Source organism: Microbulbifer hainanensis (assembly GCF_014904735.1).
GTDB lineage: Bacteria > Pseudomonadota > Gammaproteobacteria > Pseudomonadales > Cellvibrionaceae > Microbulbifer > Microbulbifer hainanensis.
Map to the genome: position 1 here is coordinate 144,280 of NZ_JACZCR010000033.1, position 13,812 is coordinate 158,091.

General features: G+C 60.5%; 16 protein-coding genes and 2 tRNA genes. 16 read left to right on the forward strand and 2 right to left on the reverse strand.

Annotation, left to right across the window (positions count from 1 at the left end; all coding sequences use genetic code 11):
- The first annotated feature begins 73 nt into the window (after positions 1 to 73).
- From ruvA to IG168_RS14000, 13 genes are all read left to right on the forward strand, one after another.
- Positions 74 to 682, forward strand: coding sequence for a Holliday junction branch migration protein RuvA (ruvA, locus tag IG168_RS13940; RefSeq protein ID WP_193165019.1), 609 nt, complete (start codon positions 74 to 76; stop codon positions 680 to 682).
- Between the two features lie 15 nt (positions 683 to 697).
- A complete protein-coding gene (gene ruvB / locus IG168_RS13945; protein ID WP_193165020.1) occupies positions 698 to 1,720 on the forward strand; it encodes a Holliday junction branch migration DNA helicase RuvB in 1,023 nt (340 codons plus the stop codon).
- Positions 1,721 to 1,783: 63 nt separating this feature from the next.
- Positions 1,784 to 2,188, forward strand: a complete 405-nt coding sequence (gene ybgC, locus IG168_RS13950) for a tol-pal system-associated acyl-CoA thioesterase (protein ID WP_193165021.1) — start codon at positions 1,784 to 1,786, stop codon at positions 2,186 to 2,188.
- A gap of 3 nt (positions 2,189 to 2,191) precedes the next feature.
- Positions 2,192 to 2,881, forward strand: a complete 690-nt coding sequence (gene tolQ, locus IG168_RS13955; protein WP_193165022.1) for a protein TolQ — start codon at positions 2,192 to 2,194, stop codon at positions 2,879 to 2,881.
- A gap of 27 nt (positions 2,882 to 2,908) precedes the next feature.
- Positions 2,909 to 3,340 carry a protein TolR gene (tolR, locus tag IG168_RS13960; protein WP_193165023.1) on the forward strand — a complete coding sequence of 144 codons (432 nt, stop codon included), beginning with the start codon at positions 2,909 to 2,911 and terminating at the stop codon, positions 3,338 to 3,340.
- A gap of 7 nt (positions 3,341 to 3,347) precedes the next feature.
- The gene (tolA, locus tag IG168_RS13965; protein WP_193165024.1) at positions 3,348 to 4,133 is read left to right on the forward strand and encodes a cell envelope integrity protein TolA; all 786 of its coding nucleotides are present in this window, start codon (positions 3,348 to 3,350) and stop codon (positions 4,131 to 4,133) included.
- Complete coding sequence (tolB, locus tag IG168_RS13970) at positions 4,130 to 5,425, forward strand: Tol-Pal system beta propeller repeat protein TolB (protein WP_193165025.1); 1,296 nt, start codon at positions 4,130 to 4,132, stop codon at positions 5,423 to 5,425. The genes tolA and tolB overlap by 4 nt, the downstream gene beginning before the upstream one ends.
- Positions 5,426 to 5,529: 104 nt before the next feature.
- Positions 5,530 to 6,006, forward strand: a complete 477-nt coding sequence (locus tag IG168_RS13975) for an OmpA family protein (protein WP_193165026.1) — start codon at positions 5,530 to 5,532, stop codon at positions 6,004 to 6,006.
- Between the two features lie 16 nt (positions 6,007 to 6,022).
- A complete protein-coding gene (gene ybgF / locus IG168_RS13980; RefSeq protein ID WP_193165027.1) occupies positions 6,023 to 6,889 on the forward strand; it encodes a tol-pal system protein YbgF in 867 nt (288 codons plus the stop codon).
- Between the two features lie 108 nt (positions 6,890 to 6,997).
- Complete coding sequence (gene queE, locus IG168_RS13985) at positions 6,998 to 7,657, forward strand: 7-carboxy-7-deazaguanine synthase QueE (protein WP_193165028.1); 660 nt, start codon at positions 6,998 to 7,000, stop codon at positions 7,655 to 7,657.
- 90 nt (positions 7,658 to 7,747) lie between these two features.
- Positions 7,748 to 8,422, forward strand: a complete 675-nt coding sequence (gene queC, locus IG168_RS13990; protein ID WP_193165029.1) for a 7-cyano-7-deazaguanine synthase QueC — start codon at positions 7,748 to 7,750, stop codon at positions 8,420 to 8,422.
- Positions 8,423 to 8,543: 121 nt separating this feature from the next.
- Positions 8,544 to 8,619: transfer RNA gene (locus tag IG168_RS13995), tRNA-Lys, on the forward strand.
- Between the two features lie 107 nt (positions 8,620 to 8,726).
- A tRNA-Lys gene (locus tag IG168_RS14000) sits at positions 8,727 to 8,802 on the forward strand.
- Between the two features lie 120 nt (positions 8,803 to 8,922).
- On the opposite strand, the gene IG168_RS14005 is transcribed toward IG168_RS14000, so the two are convergent.
- Positions 8,923 to 9,234: an HPF/RaiA family ribosome-associated protein gene (locus IG168_RS14005; RefSeq protein WP_193165030.1), complete on the reverse strand. Its 312-nt coding sequence runs from the start codon at positions 9,232 to 9,234 to the stop codon at positions 8,923 to 8,925.
- A 244-nt stretch (positions 9,235 to 9,478) separates the two neighbouring features.
- On the opposite strand from IG168_RS14005, the gene nadA reads away from it, so the two are divergent.
- Positions 9,479 to 10,537, forward strand: a complete 1,059-nt coding sequence (nadA, locus tag IG168_RS14010; protein WP_193165031.1) for a quinolinate synthase NadA — start codon at positions 9,479 to 9,481, stop codon at positions 10,535 to 10,537.
- A 75-nt stretch (positions 10,538 to 10,612) separates the two neighbouring features.
- Here nadA and IG168_RS14015 read toward each other — a convergent pair whose 3' ends face one another.
- A complete protein-coding gene (locus IG168_RS14015) occupies positions 10,613 to 12,121 on the reverse strand; it encodes a M48 family metalloprotease (RefSeq protein WP_193165032.1) in 1,509 nt (502 codons plus the stop codon).
- Between the two features lie 228 nt (positions 12,122 to 12,349).
- Between IG168_RS14015 and IG168_RS14020 the strand changes: the two genes are divergently transcribed.
- Complete coding sequence (locus IG168_RS14020) at positions 12,350 to 12,640, forward strand: sulfurtransferase TusA family protein (protein WP_319024714.1); 291 nt, start codon at positions 12,350 to 12,352, stop codon at positions 12,638 to 12,640.
- Positions 12,641 to 12,659: 19 nt separating this feature from the next.
- Positions 12,660 to 13,781 carry an AI-2E family transporter gene (locus IG168_RS14025; RefSeq protein ID WP_193165033.1) on the forward strand — a complete coding sequence of 374 codons (1,122 nt, stop codon included), beginning with the start codon at positions 12,660 to 12,662 and terminating at the stop codon, positions 13,779 to 13,781.
- Positions 13,782 to 13,812 lie beyond the last annotated feature (31 nt).

Consider the following 13,812-nt stretch of genomic DNA (forward strand, 5'->3'; position numbering starts at 1 on the left):
GGTGTCGGCATCAGCGCCTTCACACCAAGCACTTTGTTGGTGGCGAAGTCGATAAGAATTGAGAGATTGAATAATGATCGGAAGATTGAGTGGCACGCTTGCCGCAGTGCAACCGCCACTGTTGCTGGTGGATGTGCAGGGCGTCGGCTACGAAGTGCTCGCGCCCATGACCACTATTTTTGAGCTGCCGGCGCTGGGGCAGGCGGTGCAGCTGCATACCCATCTGGCGGTATCTGAGACCGCCCAGACGCTTTACGGTTTCCTGCGCGATAGCGATCGCCAGCTGTTCCGTACCCTGGTCAAGGTCAATGGCGTGGGGCCGAAGATGGCGCTGGCCATCCTGTCCGGCCTCGACGGCGCGGCACTGGCGCGCTGCGTGGCGGAAGACAATGTGGCGGCGCTGGTGAAGGTGCCAGGGGTCGGCAAGAAGACCGCCGAGCGCCTGATCGTGGAGCTGCGCGGGAAGCTGGCGCCGGACTTCGGCGACAGCAACGATATCCCGCTGCTGGCAGCGGTGACTCCGAAGGTCGACCACGTCGGCGAGGCGGAGAGCGCGCTGGCCGCGCTGGGCTACAAGCCCACTGAAGCCACCAAGATGATTGCCCGCGCGAGCAAAGAGCAGCCGGACGCCGATAGCGCGACGCTGATCCGTCTCGCGCTGAAAAGCATGGCCCCGGCCTAATTCGGAGTATCCGCGATGATCGAAGCCGACCGCCTGATTGCGCCGGAACCCATAGGTCCGTCCGGCCAGGAAGAGCAATACGACCGGGCCGTGCGACCCAAGACGCTGGCGGACTATGTCGGCCAGCCGGTGGTGCGGGAGCAGATGGAGATCTTTATCCAGGCCGCCAAGCTGCGCAAAGAGGCTCTGGACCACACGCTGGTGTTCGGCCCGCCGGGTCTCGGCAAGACCACTCTCGCCAATATCATCGCCGAGGAGATGGGTGTCGCCATCAAGACCACTTCTGGCCCGGTGCTGGAAAAAGCCGGGGATCTGGCGGCGCTGATGACCAACCTCGAGCCCGGCGATGTGCTGTTCATCGATGAGATTCACCGCCTGAGCCCCCATGTGGAGGAGGTCCTGTACCCGGCAATGGAGGACTACCAGCTGGATATCATGATCGGCGAGGGCCCCGCGGCGCGCTCGATCAAGCTGGATCTGCCGCCGTTTACGCTGGTCGGTGCCACCACCCGGGCGGGCCTGCTGACTTCACCTCTGCGGGATCGCTTTGGTATCGTGCAGCGTCTGGAGTTTTACAATGTCGAGGACCTGACCAGCATCGTGCGCCGCTCCGCCGGCCTGATGGGCGTGGAGATGGACGAGGGCGGCGCGCTGGAAGTGGCACGCCGCGCCCGCGGCACACCGCGGATCGCCAATCGCCTGCTGCGCCGGGTGCGCGATTATGCCGAGGTCAAAGGTGACGGCAGGGTCGATTCCGCCACCGCCGACGCCGCGCTGAATATGCTCAACGTGGATGCGCGCGGTTTCGACCAGCTCGATCGCCGCATGCTCTTGACCATGATGGAGAAGTTCGACGGCGGTCCGGTTGGTGTCGACAGCCTTGCCGCCGCGGTGAGCGAGGAGCGGGACACCATCGAGGATGTGCTGGAGCCCTACCTTATCCAGCAGGGCTACATCTCCAGGACTCCGCGGGGGCGCGTGGCGACGTCACTGGCCTACGAGCATTTCGGCATCCCGAAGCCGGACAGCAAGATTTAACGGTGGTGTCACCTGTGGCCAGGGGTCGCGGGTGTGCCCTGTAGATAACAATAAGGAAGCGTGTTGGCAGAACCCTTCAGTATCCCCATTCGCGTCTATATCGAGGACACGGATGCCGGTGGAATCGTCTATTACGTCAATTATTTGAAGTATATGGAGCGCGCGCGCACAGAATTCGTGCGTTCGCTCGGCTATGATAAGCCGGCAATGCCGCAACAGGGGTTGTTGCTGGTGGTGCACTCGGCCGAAGTCCAGTACCGCCGCTCGGCCTGGCTGGACGACGCATTGCGGGCCACCGCGGCGATTGGCAAACTGGGCCGGGCCGCAGTGACCTTCGAGCAGAAAATCTGGCGCAATGATGAAATTATTTGCGAGGCTGTGGTCAAAGTCGCCTGCGTGGCAGAAGACAGCCGCAAACCCTGCGCGCTACCAGAATCCATTTACTCAGCATTAAAGGCAGCTTGTTAAGAAATGAACGCCGGTGAACACGTTTCCCTGTGGGGGCTGATACAGAACGCCAGTCTGCTGGTGCAGTTGGTCATGATGCTACTGCTGCTGGCCTCGGTCATCTCGTGGGTCATGATCATTCAGCGCGGTCTGTACCTGTCGCGCGCTAAGCGCTCCATGTCCAATTTTGAGCGCCGCTTCTGGTCAGGGGCCGACCTCAATCAGCTGTTCCGCGAGGGGAACGCCCGTGCCGAAAAAGGCCGGATGGACGGGGTTGAATCGATCTTCCGCGCCGGATTTACCGAATTTACCCGGCTGCGCCAGCAGGGCCGCAGCGGGCCCGAAGCAGTGATGGAAGGGGCCGAGCGCGCGATGCGTGTGGCCATGTCCCGCGAGCAGGAAAAGGTGGAAATGAACCTGCCATTCCTCGCCAGTGTGGGTTCGGTGAGCCCTTATATCGGCCTGTTCGGTACCGTCTGGGGCATCATGAATTCCTTCCGCGGCCTGGCCACTATGCACCAGGCTACCATCGCCACTGTTGCCCCCGGCATCAGTGAGGCGCTGGTCGCCACGGCGATGGGTCTGTTTGCCGCCATCCCGGCAGTGCTCGCCTACAACCGCTATTCGGCCAAGGCGGAGTGGCTGCTGTCCAGCTACGAGACTTTTGCCGAGGAGTTCTCCTCCATCCTGCACCGCAAGGTGCACTCCGGCTGATCGGGTGCTGATAGAGAGCGGATAGATATGAGCGTTTTTCGCAAGGCACCCAAGCGCAAACTGGTTTCAGACATCAACGTTGTTCCCTACATCGACGTGATGCTGGTGTTGCTCGTGGTGTTCATGGTCACCGCGCCACTGCTGATGCAGGGCGTGAAAGTTGACCTGCCCAATGCCCCCTCTTCACCCATCGAGGACACCGACGACGAACCCCTGATTGTCTCTGTGCGAGCCGACGGCACCTACTACCTGAACCTCGGCTCAGAGGAAAAGGTGGCCAAGCCCTTGGAAGAGATCCAGAAGACGGTGGCCAAGGTGCTGCGGCAGAAGCCGAAGACGCCGGTCCTGGTCTGGGGTGATACCGATGCCAAGTACGGCCTGATCGTCGGTGCCATGACCCAGCTGCAGAAGGCCGGTGCGCCCAGCGTCGGCCTGGTCACCGAGCCGCCGCAGGAGTAGGTTGAGCATGGGATCCCGCAGTTCCTACGGTCTCGCGATATTCCTGAGCCTCGTGTTGCACGGGGTGTTGGTCGCCGCGATCGGCTTTGGTTGGGAGGCGAGCAGTAAAATGGAGCGCAAGCCCATGCCGAAGTTCGTGCAGGCGAAGCTGGTGACCATGGATGCGACGGTTAAACAGAAGAAATCGCCGCCAAAGACCGATCTGATCAAAAAGCGCCAGCAACAGCGCGAGCTCGAGCGCCAGCGCAAGGCGGAAGCGGAGAAAAAACGCCGCGCCGCACTCGAAAGAAAGAAGAAGGCGGAAGCCGAGCAGAAGAAAAAGGCCGAGGCCCAGCGCAAGAAGAAGGCTGCGGAAGAAAAGGCCCGCAAGGAGAAGGAGCGCAAGGAAAAAGAGCGCAAAGAACAGATGGAACAGGAGCGCAAGAGCGCTTTTGACGAGGCCCTCGAAGAGGAAGAGGATCTCATGGATGCGCGCGAGGATGCCAAGGCGGTCATGTCGGTCGCCCAGGCAATTCAGGCGCGCATCGAGTCCGTGTGGAGTCGCCCGCCCAGCGCACGCAACGGCATGCTCACCGTGGTGCAAATCAACTTTGTACCCACCGGCCGGGTGGTGGCGGCCAACATTATCGAAGGCAGTGGTAATGCGGCGCTTGACCGTTCGGTCCTGCAGGCCATCCGCAAGGTGGAAGTGTTCCCCGAAGTGGCGGACCTGGCCCGGGAAGAGCCGAGCGTGTTCGAGCGTGAAGTCCGTACTACCGTATTGAAATTTATTGTCGAAGATCTGCGCCAATGATAAAGAACTTACTGAAAACCGTGTTTTTAGTGGCTGTAGCCTCCCTCAGTATCGGGGCGCACGCACAGCTGGTTGTGGAAATTAAGACGGGTAACGAAAACCCGACTCCGATAGCCATTTCGCCGTTCAGCTGGTCTGGCAGCGGCGTATTGCCGGAGGATGTGGCCGGTATCGTCTCTGCGGATTTACGCCGCAGTGGCCTGTTTGCACCGGTGCCCCAGGAGGACATGCTGTCCTTCCCGAAATCGGCGGAAGAAGTTAATTTCCGGGATTGGCGGGTGCTGGGAACTGAATACGTTGTCACTGGTCGTATAGAACCCCAGGCCACCGGCTACCTGCTGACGTTCGATCTGGTCAATATCTTTGGCCAGCACAAGATGTTCACGAAGCAGGTTAGCGGCGGCAGCCGCCAGTTGCGCGATATCGCGCACCGGGCGGCTGACGAGATCTTTCAGGCAATCACCGGCATTCGCGGTGCCTTTGCCACCGAAATGATCTACGTCCAGGAGGAGAAACGCGGCGGCCGCCCCAGCTATGCGCTGATGCGGTCGGATATTGACGGTGCGCGACCGAAGCAAATCCGCCGCTTCAGCCAGCCGGTGATGTCACCGTCCTGGTCGCCCAATGGGCAGGAAGTGGCTTATGTTTCGTTCGAAACCGGGCGCCCGGCCATCTTCAGGGAGAACCTGAAGACGGGGGCGCGTCAGCAGCTGACCAATTTCAAGGGGCTCAACAGCTCCCCAACCTGGTCACCTGATGGCACCAAGATGGCAATGGTGCTGTCCAAGGACGGCAATCCGGAGATCTACGTACTGGATTTGAGGTCTGGCAAGTTCACCCGGTTGACCCGGCACTTTGCCATCGACACCGAACCGAACTGGATGCCGGATGGGAAATCGCTGGTTTTTACCTCCGATAGGGGAGGTAAGCCACAAATTTACCAATTGACTCTTGCCACTGGTCAAGTAGACCGCTTAACCTTCGATGGCGACTACAACGCAAGGCCGCGGGTGTCTCCAGATGGGAAAACGCTGGTCATGGTGCATCGTAGCAGGGGGGTATTCACGATTGCGACGATGGATATCAAGACCGGCAGAATGCGTGTCCTTACGGAAACGCGCTTGGATGAATCCCCCAGTATTGCACCGAATGGAGCGATGCTGATGTATGCGACCAAGCAGGGGGGCAAGGGGATTCTTGCCGCTGTGTCGCTGGATGCCGGGGTGAAGTACAACCTTCCATCTCAGCGGGGCAGTGTGCGCGAACCGGCGTGGTCGCCGTATTTTGATTGATAAGGGGTGCCCGCACTTCACGGTTACGTGTCTGCGGCGGGTGTGGATAAAGACAAGTTAAAAGTCTTGCAGGATTTTTCGATAACACTAAAGCGGAGTTGTTTATGTTGAAATCAGTAAAAGCTGGCCTGGGTTTGGCCTGTGTCCTGGCAGTTCTCGGCGGTTGTTCTAGCACCGATACCGACGACAGTGCACAAACACAACAAATGACCCAAACCCAAGAGCCGGTTGTAGACACCACTACCACCGAACAAGCAGTACCGCTGGACAATGTCGTTTACTTCGATTTTGACCAGTCCCTGCTGAAGCCTTCCACTCGCGAGCTGCTGATTCAGCACGCTGACCGCATGCGCGGCACCAGCGCTCACGTACGTCTGGAAGGTCACGCCGACGAACTGGGTACCCGCGAGTACAACCTGGCCCTGGGTGAGCGCCGTGCAAACGCCGTGCGTGACTTCCTGGTACTGCAGGGTGTAGATCCGGCCAACCTGGAAGTGATCAGCTACGGTGAAGAGCGTCCGGCCGTTGAAGGCTCCAGCGAAGCTGCCCGCGCCAAGAACCGTCGCGTTGTGATTAACTGATCGTCAATGGATGCCAATGGCTTTAACGATTAGAAAGATCGCGATCGCCGCAGCCTCTCTGGCTGCGGCATCGCCCGTATTCTCGCAGGCGCCGATTGTTGACCTGTCCTCGGACAGTGCACAGCAGTCGGCGCCCGCATATCAGCAGACTCCCGCACGGGAGACGCAGCTTGCGAGTGCCGCACCGTCTCCCCGCTACCAGCAGCGGGCGCAGTCCAACCCCCAGGCAGAAGCCTACTACCAGATGCAGGTCCTGCAGCAGGAAGTCCAGGAACTGCGCGGTACGGTGGAAGAGCTGCGACATGAGGTCAAGCGCCTGAAGCAGCAGCGCACCGACGACTATATGGACCTGGATCGCCGGATTGCCCGGCTGTCCGGTGCCGAACCGTCGTCCAAGCCGCCCGGCGCTGGCAGTCAGACCCAAGCCGACGACAATGGTGACGAGGGTGCTTCCATCAATGGCAGCAGCGCTCAAACCGCCCCAGCGGCGGCGAGCAGTCCTGAGGCCAGCGACGAAGAGCGCAAGCGTTACCAGGCCAGTTTTGGGCTGGCCCGCAACGGCGATTACGCTGGCGCCAGTGAGGAGTTCAAGCGCCTGCTGAAGGACTACCCGAATGGCCATTACGCCCCGAACGCCAATTACTGGCTGGGCGAAATTGCCCTGGTGCAGGGCAATCTCGAGGAGGCACGCCAGTGGTTCGTGGCTCTGCTCGATGGCTACCCGAATTCCACCAAGGTGTGGGATGGCCGCTATAAGCTTGGGACTGTCTATCATCAGCTGGGTGATGACACGCGCGCCCGGGAGCTGCTCGAGCAGGTGGCCGGCAGCGACGCCCGCGCCGCAAGCCTGGCCAAAAAATACCTGGAACAGAATTTCCAGTAGATCGGGCTGGCGGACTGGGGTCCGCTGGTTTTTTGATCACAAAAGTCCTATGATCCGCGCCCGGGTGGCATTAGCTCCCCGGGCGTTTGTGTTTTTGGCCGGCTATCTATGACTGATTTGAATACTGAGTCACTGCGAATTAGCGAGATTTTTTACTCCCTGCAGGGGGAGGCGCGGGAGTCCGGGTTGCCGACGGTGTTTGTGCGCCTGACCGGCTGCCCATTGCGCTGCACCTACTGCGACTCGGAATACGCTTTTTACGGTGGCGAGCGTCTCAGCCTGGCGGAGATCTTGCAGAAAGTGCAGAGCTACCCGGCGTGCTATGTCTGTGTCACCGGTGGTGAACCGCTGGCACAACCGGGCTGCCTGCCACTACTGACGGCCCTGTGCGACGCGGGTTACCGGGTTTCCCTGGAAACCAGTGGCGCCATGCCGGTGGAGCAGGTGGACGCGCGGGTTTCCCGGGTTGTGGACCTGAAAACACCGGCCTCTGGTGAGCAACACCGCAATCGCATGGAGAATATCGATGTCCTTACCGAGCGGGATCAGGTCAAGTTCGTGATCTGCGATCGTGGTGACTTCGACTGGGCATGCTTTGCTGTCGATCAGTACCGCCTCACCGAAAAGGTGGGCGAAGTACTGTTTTCACCGAGTTACGAGCAGCTGGCGCCGCGCCAGTTGGCGGAGTGGATACTTGAAGCAGGCATCCCCGTGCGGATGCAGATGCAGGTCCACAAGCTGCTCTGGGGCGATGTCCCCGGGGTGTAGTACAGTTTTACCTCGCGCCGGCGGATGACCGCGGCGCCAATCGACAGGTTTCCGGAGGGGAACCTTGAAGGGATCGCGACAGAGGAAGATATGGCGGATAAGAAAGCAGTAGTTCTGTTGTCCGGCGGCCTGGATTCCGCCACGGTGCTGGCCATGGCCCGGGCAGACGGCTACGAATGCTATGCGCTGGGATTTGATTACGGCCAGCGGCACAGTGCCGAGCTGACTGCTGCCCAGCGCGTTGCCGCGGATCTGGATGCGCGCGAGCACAAGGTGGTCAAGCTGGATCTGCGCGCCATCGGCGGCTCCGCCCTGACCGATGACAGTATTGATGTGCCGGAAGAGGAGACTGGCGGTATTCCGGTCACCTACGTTCCCGCACGCAACACCGTGTTCCTGTCGATCGCCCTGGGTTGGGCCGAGGTGCTGGGTGCCCAGGAAATCTTTGTCGGCGTCAATGCCGTCGACTATTCGGGCTACCCGGACTGTCGCCCGGAATACATTGAGGCATTCGAGCGTATGGCCAACCTGGCCACTCGGGCGGGTGTAGAGGGGCACAAACTCAGTATCCGTACGCCGCTGATGCATATGTCCAAGGCGGAAATCGTCCGGCGCGGTACTGAACTGGGAGTGGACTACAGTTTAACAGTATCCTGTTACCAGGCGCTGCCAGGCGGTGCTGCGTGTGGCCGATGCGACAGCTGTCGACTGCGTGCCGCAGGCTTCGCAGAAGCAGGGCTCGCGGACCCCACGGTCTACGCCTGATTGCCACTTTGCCCCGAGGACTTCGTAAGCCCTTAAATTCACTACAGATTTTTTTCGATCAGGTATTGTTTTTCGGAAATAGATCAGTAAGATACGCAGCTCCTCACATCGAGGCATCAACGGGTCGTTAGCTCAGTTGGTAGAGCAGTTGGCTTTTAACCAATTGGTCGCTGGTTCGAATCCAGCACGACCCACCATATTCCGAAAGGGCCGCCAACGGGCGGCCTTTTTTATGGTCAGCGCGACTTCTCTACAGGTACCGGCTGCTGCGAGCAGTAGTCGTGATGCGTTGACAACAGTTTCGGGGTCGTTAGCTCAGTTGGTAGAGCAGTTGGCTTTTAACCAATTGGTCGCTGGTTCGAATCCAGCACGACCCACCATACAAAACAAAGGGCTAGTGGCGCGTTGCCACTAGCCCTTTTTCTTTTCGGAATGCCCCTGAGCGCTGGTCGCGGCCTTTTGGGAGCCTCTTGAAAAACTACTGACCGCCGGGAGTGTCGCTATCGGTGATTGCGCTTGTCGAGTTCCTTTTTGTGCTCGCGGCGAATCTGGGTCTCCAGCTTATGATGCGCTTTGGTGATGGCGGTGTCGGCATCCCATTCAATGTCTGACGCCTCGAATTCATGACCGGGGCCCCACACCTGGGCGCTGACCTTTGTCTGCTTGCTGTCATCGCCGTCCCAGGAAACGGCCACCCGGCCTCGGTGGAGGGTGTTCATATATTCGTCCAATCCGCCGAACCTTTCTAGAATGCGGCCCTTGAGCTCACCGGAAAGGTTGTATTGCTCAGCGCTAATTTCGAGCTTGATCATCGTACTGCCCCTGGTTGCTGCAGCGCTGCTTCAGAGCGCCTACCTAGAGATTAATAGATTATAGCGAGGGGGCGGGTCCGGCTGGCGATTCCGGGAGCTGCGGAAATCGATTTTCGGCTCTGCCATGGCGTCTGGATAAGGAGGTCACGGATACCCGGCCGCATTAAACTGGAATCAGACTGAGCAGGGCCGCGGCCACAAACTCAGGCTATAATGCGCGCTTTTCCGCAACCGATAGGCAGTCATGAGCGAAAAGTCAGTCTCTATAGAGTCCGCAGATGCCCGTTCCCTGGTACAGACCCACCTGGCGGAACCGGCTGTTCACCAGTACAGCGAAGAGGAACTGGAGCAGTGGCGCGAGCGTATCCGGCGACTGCTGAAAGAGCAGAATGCGGTACTGGTAGCTCACTACTACACGGACCCGCTGATTCAGGCTCTGGCCGAGGAGACCGGTGGCTGTGTATCCGATTCTCTCGAGATGGCGCGCTTCGGCGCTGAACACCAGGCGGATACGCTGATTGTCGCCGGGGTGAAGTTCATGGGGGAAACCGCCAAGATTCTGACTCCGGAAAAGCGTGTTCTGATGCCGACACTGGAGGCCACCTGTTCGCTGGATCTGGGCTGCCCGCCGGAAGAGTTTTCGGCCTTCTGTGATGCACACCCTGACCGCACCGTGGTGGTATATGCCAATACCTCCGCGGCGGTAAAGGCGCGTGCTGACTGGGTGGTGACCTCGAGTATCGCACTGGACGTGGTGGATCACCTGGATGCGCAGGGAGAGAAAATCCTGTGGGCGCCGGACAAGCATCTCGGCAGCTACGTGCAGCGCGAGACCGGTGCCGACGTCCTGCTGTGGAACGGCTCCTGCATCGTGCACGAGGAGTTCAAGGCGAAGGGTGTCGAGGACCTCAAGGCTCTCTATCCGGATGCCGTGGTGCTCGTGCATCCGGAGTCACCGGCGGCAGTTGTAGAACTGGCGGATGTCGTCGGGTCTACGTCGCAGATCATCAATGCGGCCAAAACCCGACCGGAAAAGCGCTTTATCGTCGCCACTGACCAGGGCATCTTCTACAAGATGCAGCAGCAGTGCCCGGACAAGGAACTGATCATCGCCCCGACCGCCGGAGCCGGCGCTACCTGCCGCAGCTGCGCCAACTGTCCGTGGATGGCGATGAACTCGCTGGAAAACCTGTGCGGGGTGCTGGAACGCGGGGACAATGAGATTCTGGTGGATCCGGAATTGGGCCGGCGTGCGATGATTCCGTTGCAGCGAATGCTGGATTTCCGCAAGCCGCTGGACTGACCGCGCATTGCGGTCGCAAAGCGACATAAAAAAATAGCGGCCAATGGCCGCTATTTTTTGTCCGTCAGCAGTAAATCAGAGTTCCTTGGCTTCCTGCTGCATCTTCAGTACGTCTTTCAGGCGCTGTTCCAGAATCGCATGCGTCTGGTAGTCGTTTTTGGCCAGGCGGATACCGTGGCGCAGGTGTTGGGCGGCCTTGTCGAAGACGCCGTTCAGAATGTAGTACTCCGCGCGGGCCTCGTGGACGCCAATGATGTCGCCGGCGAGTCCGTGGGTCTCCGCCAGCAGGTACCAGACTGATGGGTCGTTACGGCGCACGCGGCTGTGTTTGGCGAGGATACGCTCTGCCGCCAGGTAGTTGCCGGCCTTAAAGTTTGCGTTGGCCAGGCCCATGATCAATGCGTGATCACCGGGGTTGTGCTCCAGTGCTTTCTGCAGGCGCCTGGTGGCGTTGCTGTAGTCGTGGCGGACGATATCGATATCTGCGCGCGCCATTACAAAGGCATCTTTTTCCGGTTCGGCGTCGAGCAGTGGCTGCAGGGTTTCCTCCGCTTCGTCCGGTTTGCCGGCGGCGGTCTGCGCCAGCGCCAGACCGTAGCGTGCCGCATCCTCGTTGTCATTGACGCCGCGCAATTCCGCCTGGAAGCGCTTTACGGCCTGTTGCGGCGTTGCCTCTGCGGCCACGCGGACGCGGGCGCGCATCAGGTGGTATTCACGGGTGTCGTGGGTAGGGACCGCGGGCATGCGGCTGGCGCGCAGCTTTGCGTCTGCGATCCGCTTTTCGGTCACCGGGTGGGTCAGCAGGAACTCGGGTGGCCGGCGATAGTAGCGCGTGGCCTTCAGCATCTGCTCGAACATTTCGCCGGCGGCTTCCGGGTTGCGGCCGGAGCGGGCCAGGGTCTCGATGCCGACCCGGTCGGCCTCCTGTTCATTCTGGCGTGAGAAGCGCAGCTGGTTGTCCAGCGCCGCCGCCTGGGTCGCCGTCATCGCCGCGATACCCGCATCGCCACCGGCGGTGGCCGCGAGTACCAGGGCGCCGAGCATGCCGGCGAGAGTAGGAATGGTGCTGTTGCGCTGAGCCTCCAGCGAGCGCGCGTAGTGGCGCTGACTCAGGTGTCCGAGTTCGTGGGCAATGACCGAGGCAAACTGGTCTTCATTTTCCGCAAACAGGAACAGGCCAGTGTGGACGCCCATGACCCCGCCGGGGACCGCGAAGGCGTTCATGGTGCTGTTTTTGACCACCACGACATTGATGGATTTGTCTTCCAGCGGGCTGTACTCCGCCAGCCCTTTGACGGTCCTTTCCACATACTGCTGCAGCAGGGGGTCGCTGGAGGTACGCACCTGGCTGCGGAACATGCGCAGCCACATCTGGCCGAGCTCTTTCTCGCGCGCATGAGAGACGAGGCCGCTGCTGCTGTCCCCGAGTTCCGGCAACCGGATCTGGTCGTCGTCGGCGACTGCCGCAAGCGGCGCGCTTCCGAGCAGTACGCCGAGGCCCAGCGCCGCGAGACTGCCGCCGGTGCGCCGCCACAGGGCCCGCGCGGCCGCCCGGGGGGATATCAGTGATTGGTGCTCGATCATCTGGGTTACTGCTCGGTTTGTTCCGGAATCGATCTATGGGACAACTCTATACGCAACCTCATTGAACTGTCGAGGTTTTGACCAGTCGCGCGGCAAATGGTTCGTGGAATCGTGATCAGCGCCCGCAATACATGGCTTGCACCGCGTGTCCCGAGATGCAATTCTTGCCGCGACTGGCGCGGTTTCCGGCTCCCAGTCCGCGCTATAATCCGCCGCAACAGAATTATTGTGACCGCGCAGCCGATGACCGTTTTCGCCGCCGACAAGATACCGTCAAAATCCCCGGACTGGGCCGCGGCCGTGACTGTGGACGCCCGGGACCTGCCGTGCCCGCAACCATTGCTGGCGTTGCGCCGGGCGCTGCGCGAGCAGCCCGCCGGTGCCCTGGTGCGGGTGCTGGCGACCGATCCCGCGTCCTGGCGCGACTTCCACAGCTTTGCCGAATTGAGCGGGCAGGCCCTGCTGCGCGCCGAGCACTCCGGCGACGAATTCAGCTACTGGCTACGTGCCCTACCGTAACGACGAGACCGAAAACTCTATGTTCGCCATTGTTAAAAACTGGGTTAACCGCTACTTCAGCCAGGAAGAAGTGGTCCTGCTGGTGCTGTTGCTGCTGACCGCAATGGTGGTGCTGGCCACCCTGGGGCAGGTGCTGGCACCGGTGCTGGCGGCGCTGATCATCGCCTTCCTGATGCAGGGTATGGTGCTGCGGCTGGAATCCTGGAAGCTGCCCCACTGGCTGGCGGTGAGCCTTGCCTGCCTGGTGCTGGTGGGAATCATCGCCGCGCTGTTCTTTGTCGTGCTGCCTATTATCTGGCGACAGGTTGAGCGCCTGTTCAACGAATTGCCGAACATGGTTTCCCAGGGGCAGGCACTGCTGCAGTTGCTGCCCGAGCGGTACCCGGGACTGGTTTCATCGGCGCAGATCGACGATATGTTCAAAACCATTGGTGACGAACTCGGCTCCATCAGCCAGACCCTGCTGACGCTGTCGCTGGCCAACCTGCCGATACTGGCGGGGGTGCTGATCTACACCGTGATTGTGCCGATCCTGGTGTTCTTCTTCCTTAAGGATTCCGACAAGCTGATCAGCTGGTGCGCCTCCTTCCTGCCGAAACAGCGGCCGATGATGCGCCAGATCTGGCACGAGATGAACGACCAGGTGGCCAACTATGTGCGCGGCAAGGTAATCGAAATTGCGATTGTCGCCGTGGTCAGCTACGCCGCGTTTCTTGCGCTCGGGGTCAACTATGCACTGCTGCTGGCGGTATCGGTGGGGCTGAGTGTGCTGATTCCCTATATTGGCGCCGCGGTGGTGACCATCCCGGTGGCGGCCATCGGCCTGTTCCAGTGGGGCTGGAGCAGCGAATTTTTATGGCTGATGTTCGCTTACGGTATGATCCAGTTGCTCGACGGTAACGTTTTGGTCCCCATTCTGTTTTCGGAAGCGGTGAACCTCCACCCGGTGGCTATTATCCTGGCGGTGCTGGTTTTCGGTGGTATCTGGGGCTTCTGGGGGGTCTTTTTTGCGATCCCCCTGGCCACCCTGCTGAAGGCGATCATGAACGCCTGGCCCACAACGGAGCACCAGGCGGAGTGGCAGGCGAAGGAGGCCTCCAGCAGCGGGGTCGATTCAGAGCCGGTCGCGCCGGCGGAATGAGCCGCCAGTGACAGGGGGCGCTGCGCCGCCC

Coding starts and splice junctions, on each gene's coding strand:
- ruvA (WP_193165019.1), top strand. CDS start 74: ATGATCGGAAGATTGAGTGGCACGCTTGCCGCAGTGCAACCGCCACTG.
- ruvB (WP_193165020.1), top strand. CDS start 698: ATGATCGAAGCCGACCGCCTGATTGCGCCGGAACCCATAGGTCCGTCC.
- tolQ (WP_193165022.1), top strand. CDS start 2,192: ATGAACGCCGGTGAACACGTTTCCCTGTGGGGGCTGATACAGAACGCC.
- tolR (WP_193165023.1), top strand. CDS start 2,909: ATGAGCGTTTTTCGCAAGGCACCCAAGCGCAAACTGGTTTCAGACATC.
- tolA (WP_193165024.1), top strand. CDS start 3,348: ATGGGATCCCGCAGTTCCTACGGTCTCGCGATATTCCTGAGCCTCGTG.
- tolB (WP_193165025.1), top strand. CDS start 4,130: ATGATAAAGAACTTACTGAAAACCGTGTTTTTAGTGGCTGTAGCCTCC.
- IG168_RS13975 (WP_193165026.1), top strand. CDS start 5,530: ATGTTGAAATCAGTAAAAGCTGGCCTGGGTTTGGCCTGTGTCCTGGCA.
- ybgF (WP_193165027.1), top strand. CDS start 6,023: ATGGCTTTAACGATTAGAAAGATCGCGATCGCCGCAGCCTCTCTGGCT.
- queE (WP_193165028.1), top strand. CDS start 6,998: ATGACTGATTTGAATACTGAGTCACTGCGAATTAGCGAGATTTTTTAC.
- queC (WP_193165029.1), top strand. CDS start 7,748: ATGGCGGATAAGAAAGCAGTAGTTCTGTTGTCCGGCGGCCTGGATTCC.
- IG168_RS14005 (WP_193165030.1), bottom strand. CDS start 9,234: ATGATCAAGCTCGAAATTAGCGCTGAGCAATACAACCTTTCCGGTGAG.
- nadA (WP_193165031.1), top strand. CDS start 9,479: ATGAGCGAAAAGTCAGTCTCTATAGAGTCCGCAGATGCCCGTTCCCTG.
- IG168_RS14015 (WP_193165032.1), bottom strand. CDS start 12,121: ATGATCGAGCACCAATCACTGATATCCCCCCGGGCGGCCGCGCGGGCC.
- IG168_RS14025 (WP_193165033.1), top strand. CDS start 12,660: ATGTTCGCCATTGTTAAAAACTGGGTTAACCGCTACTTCAGCCAGGAA.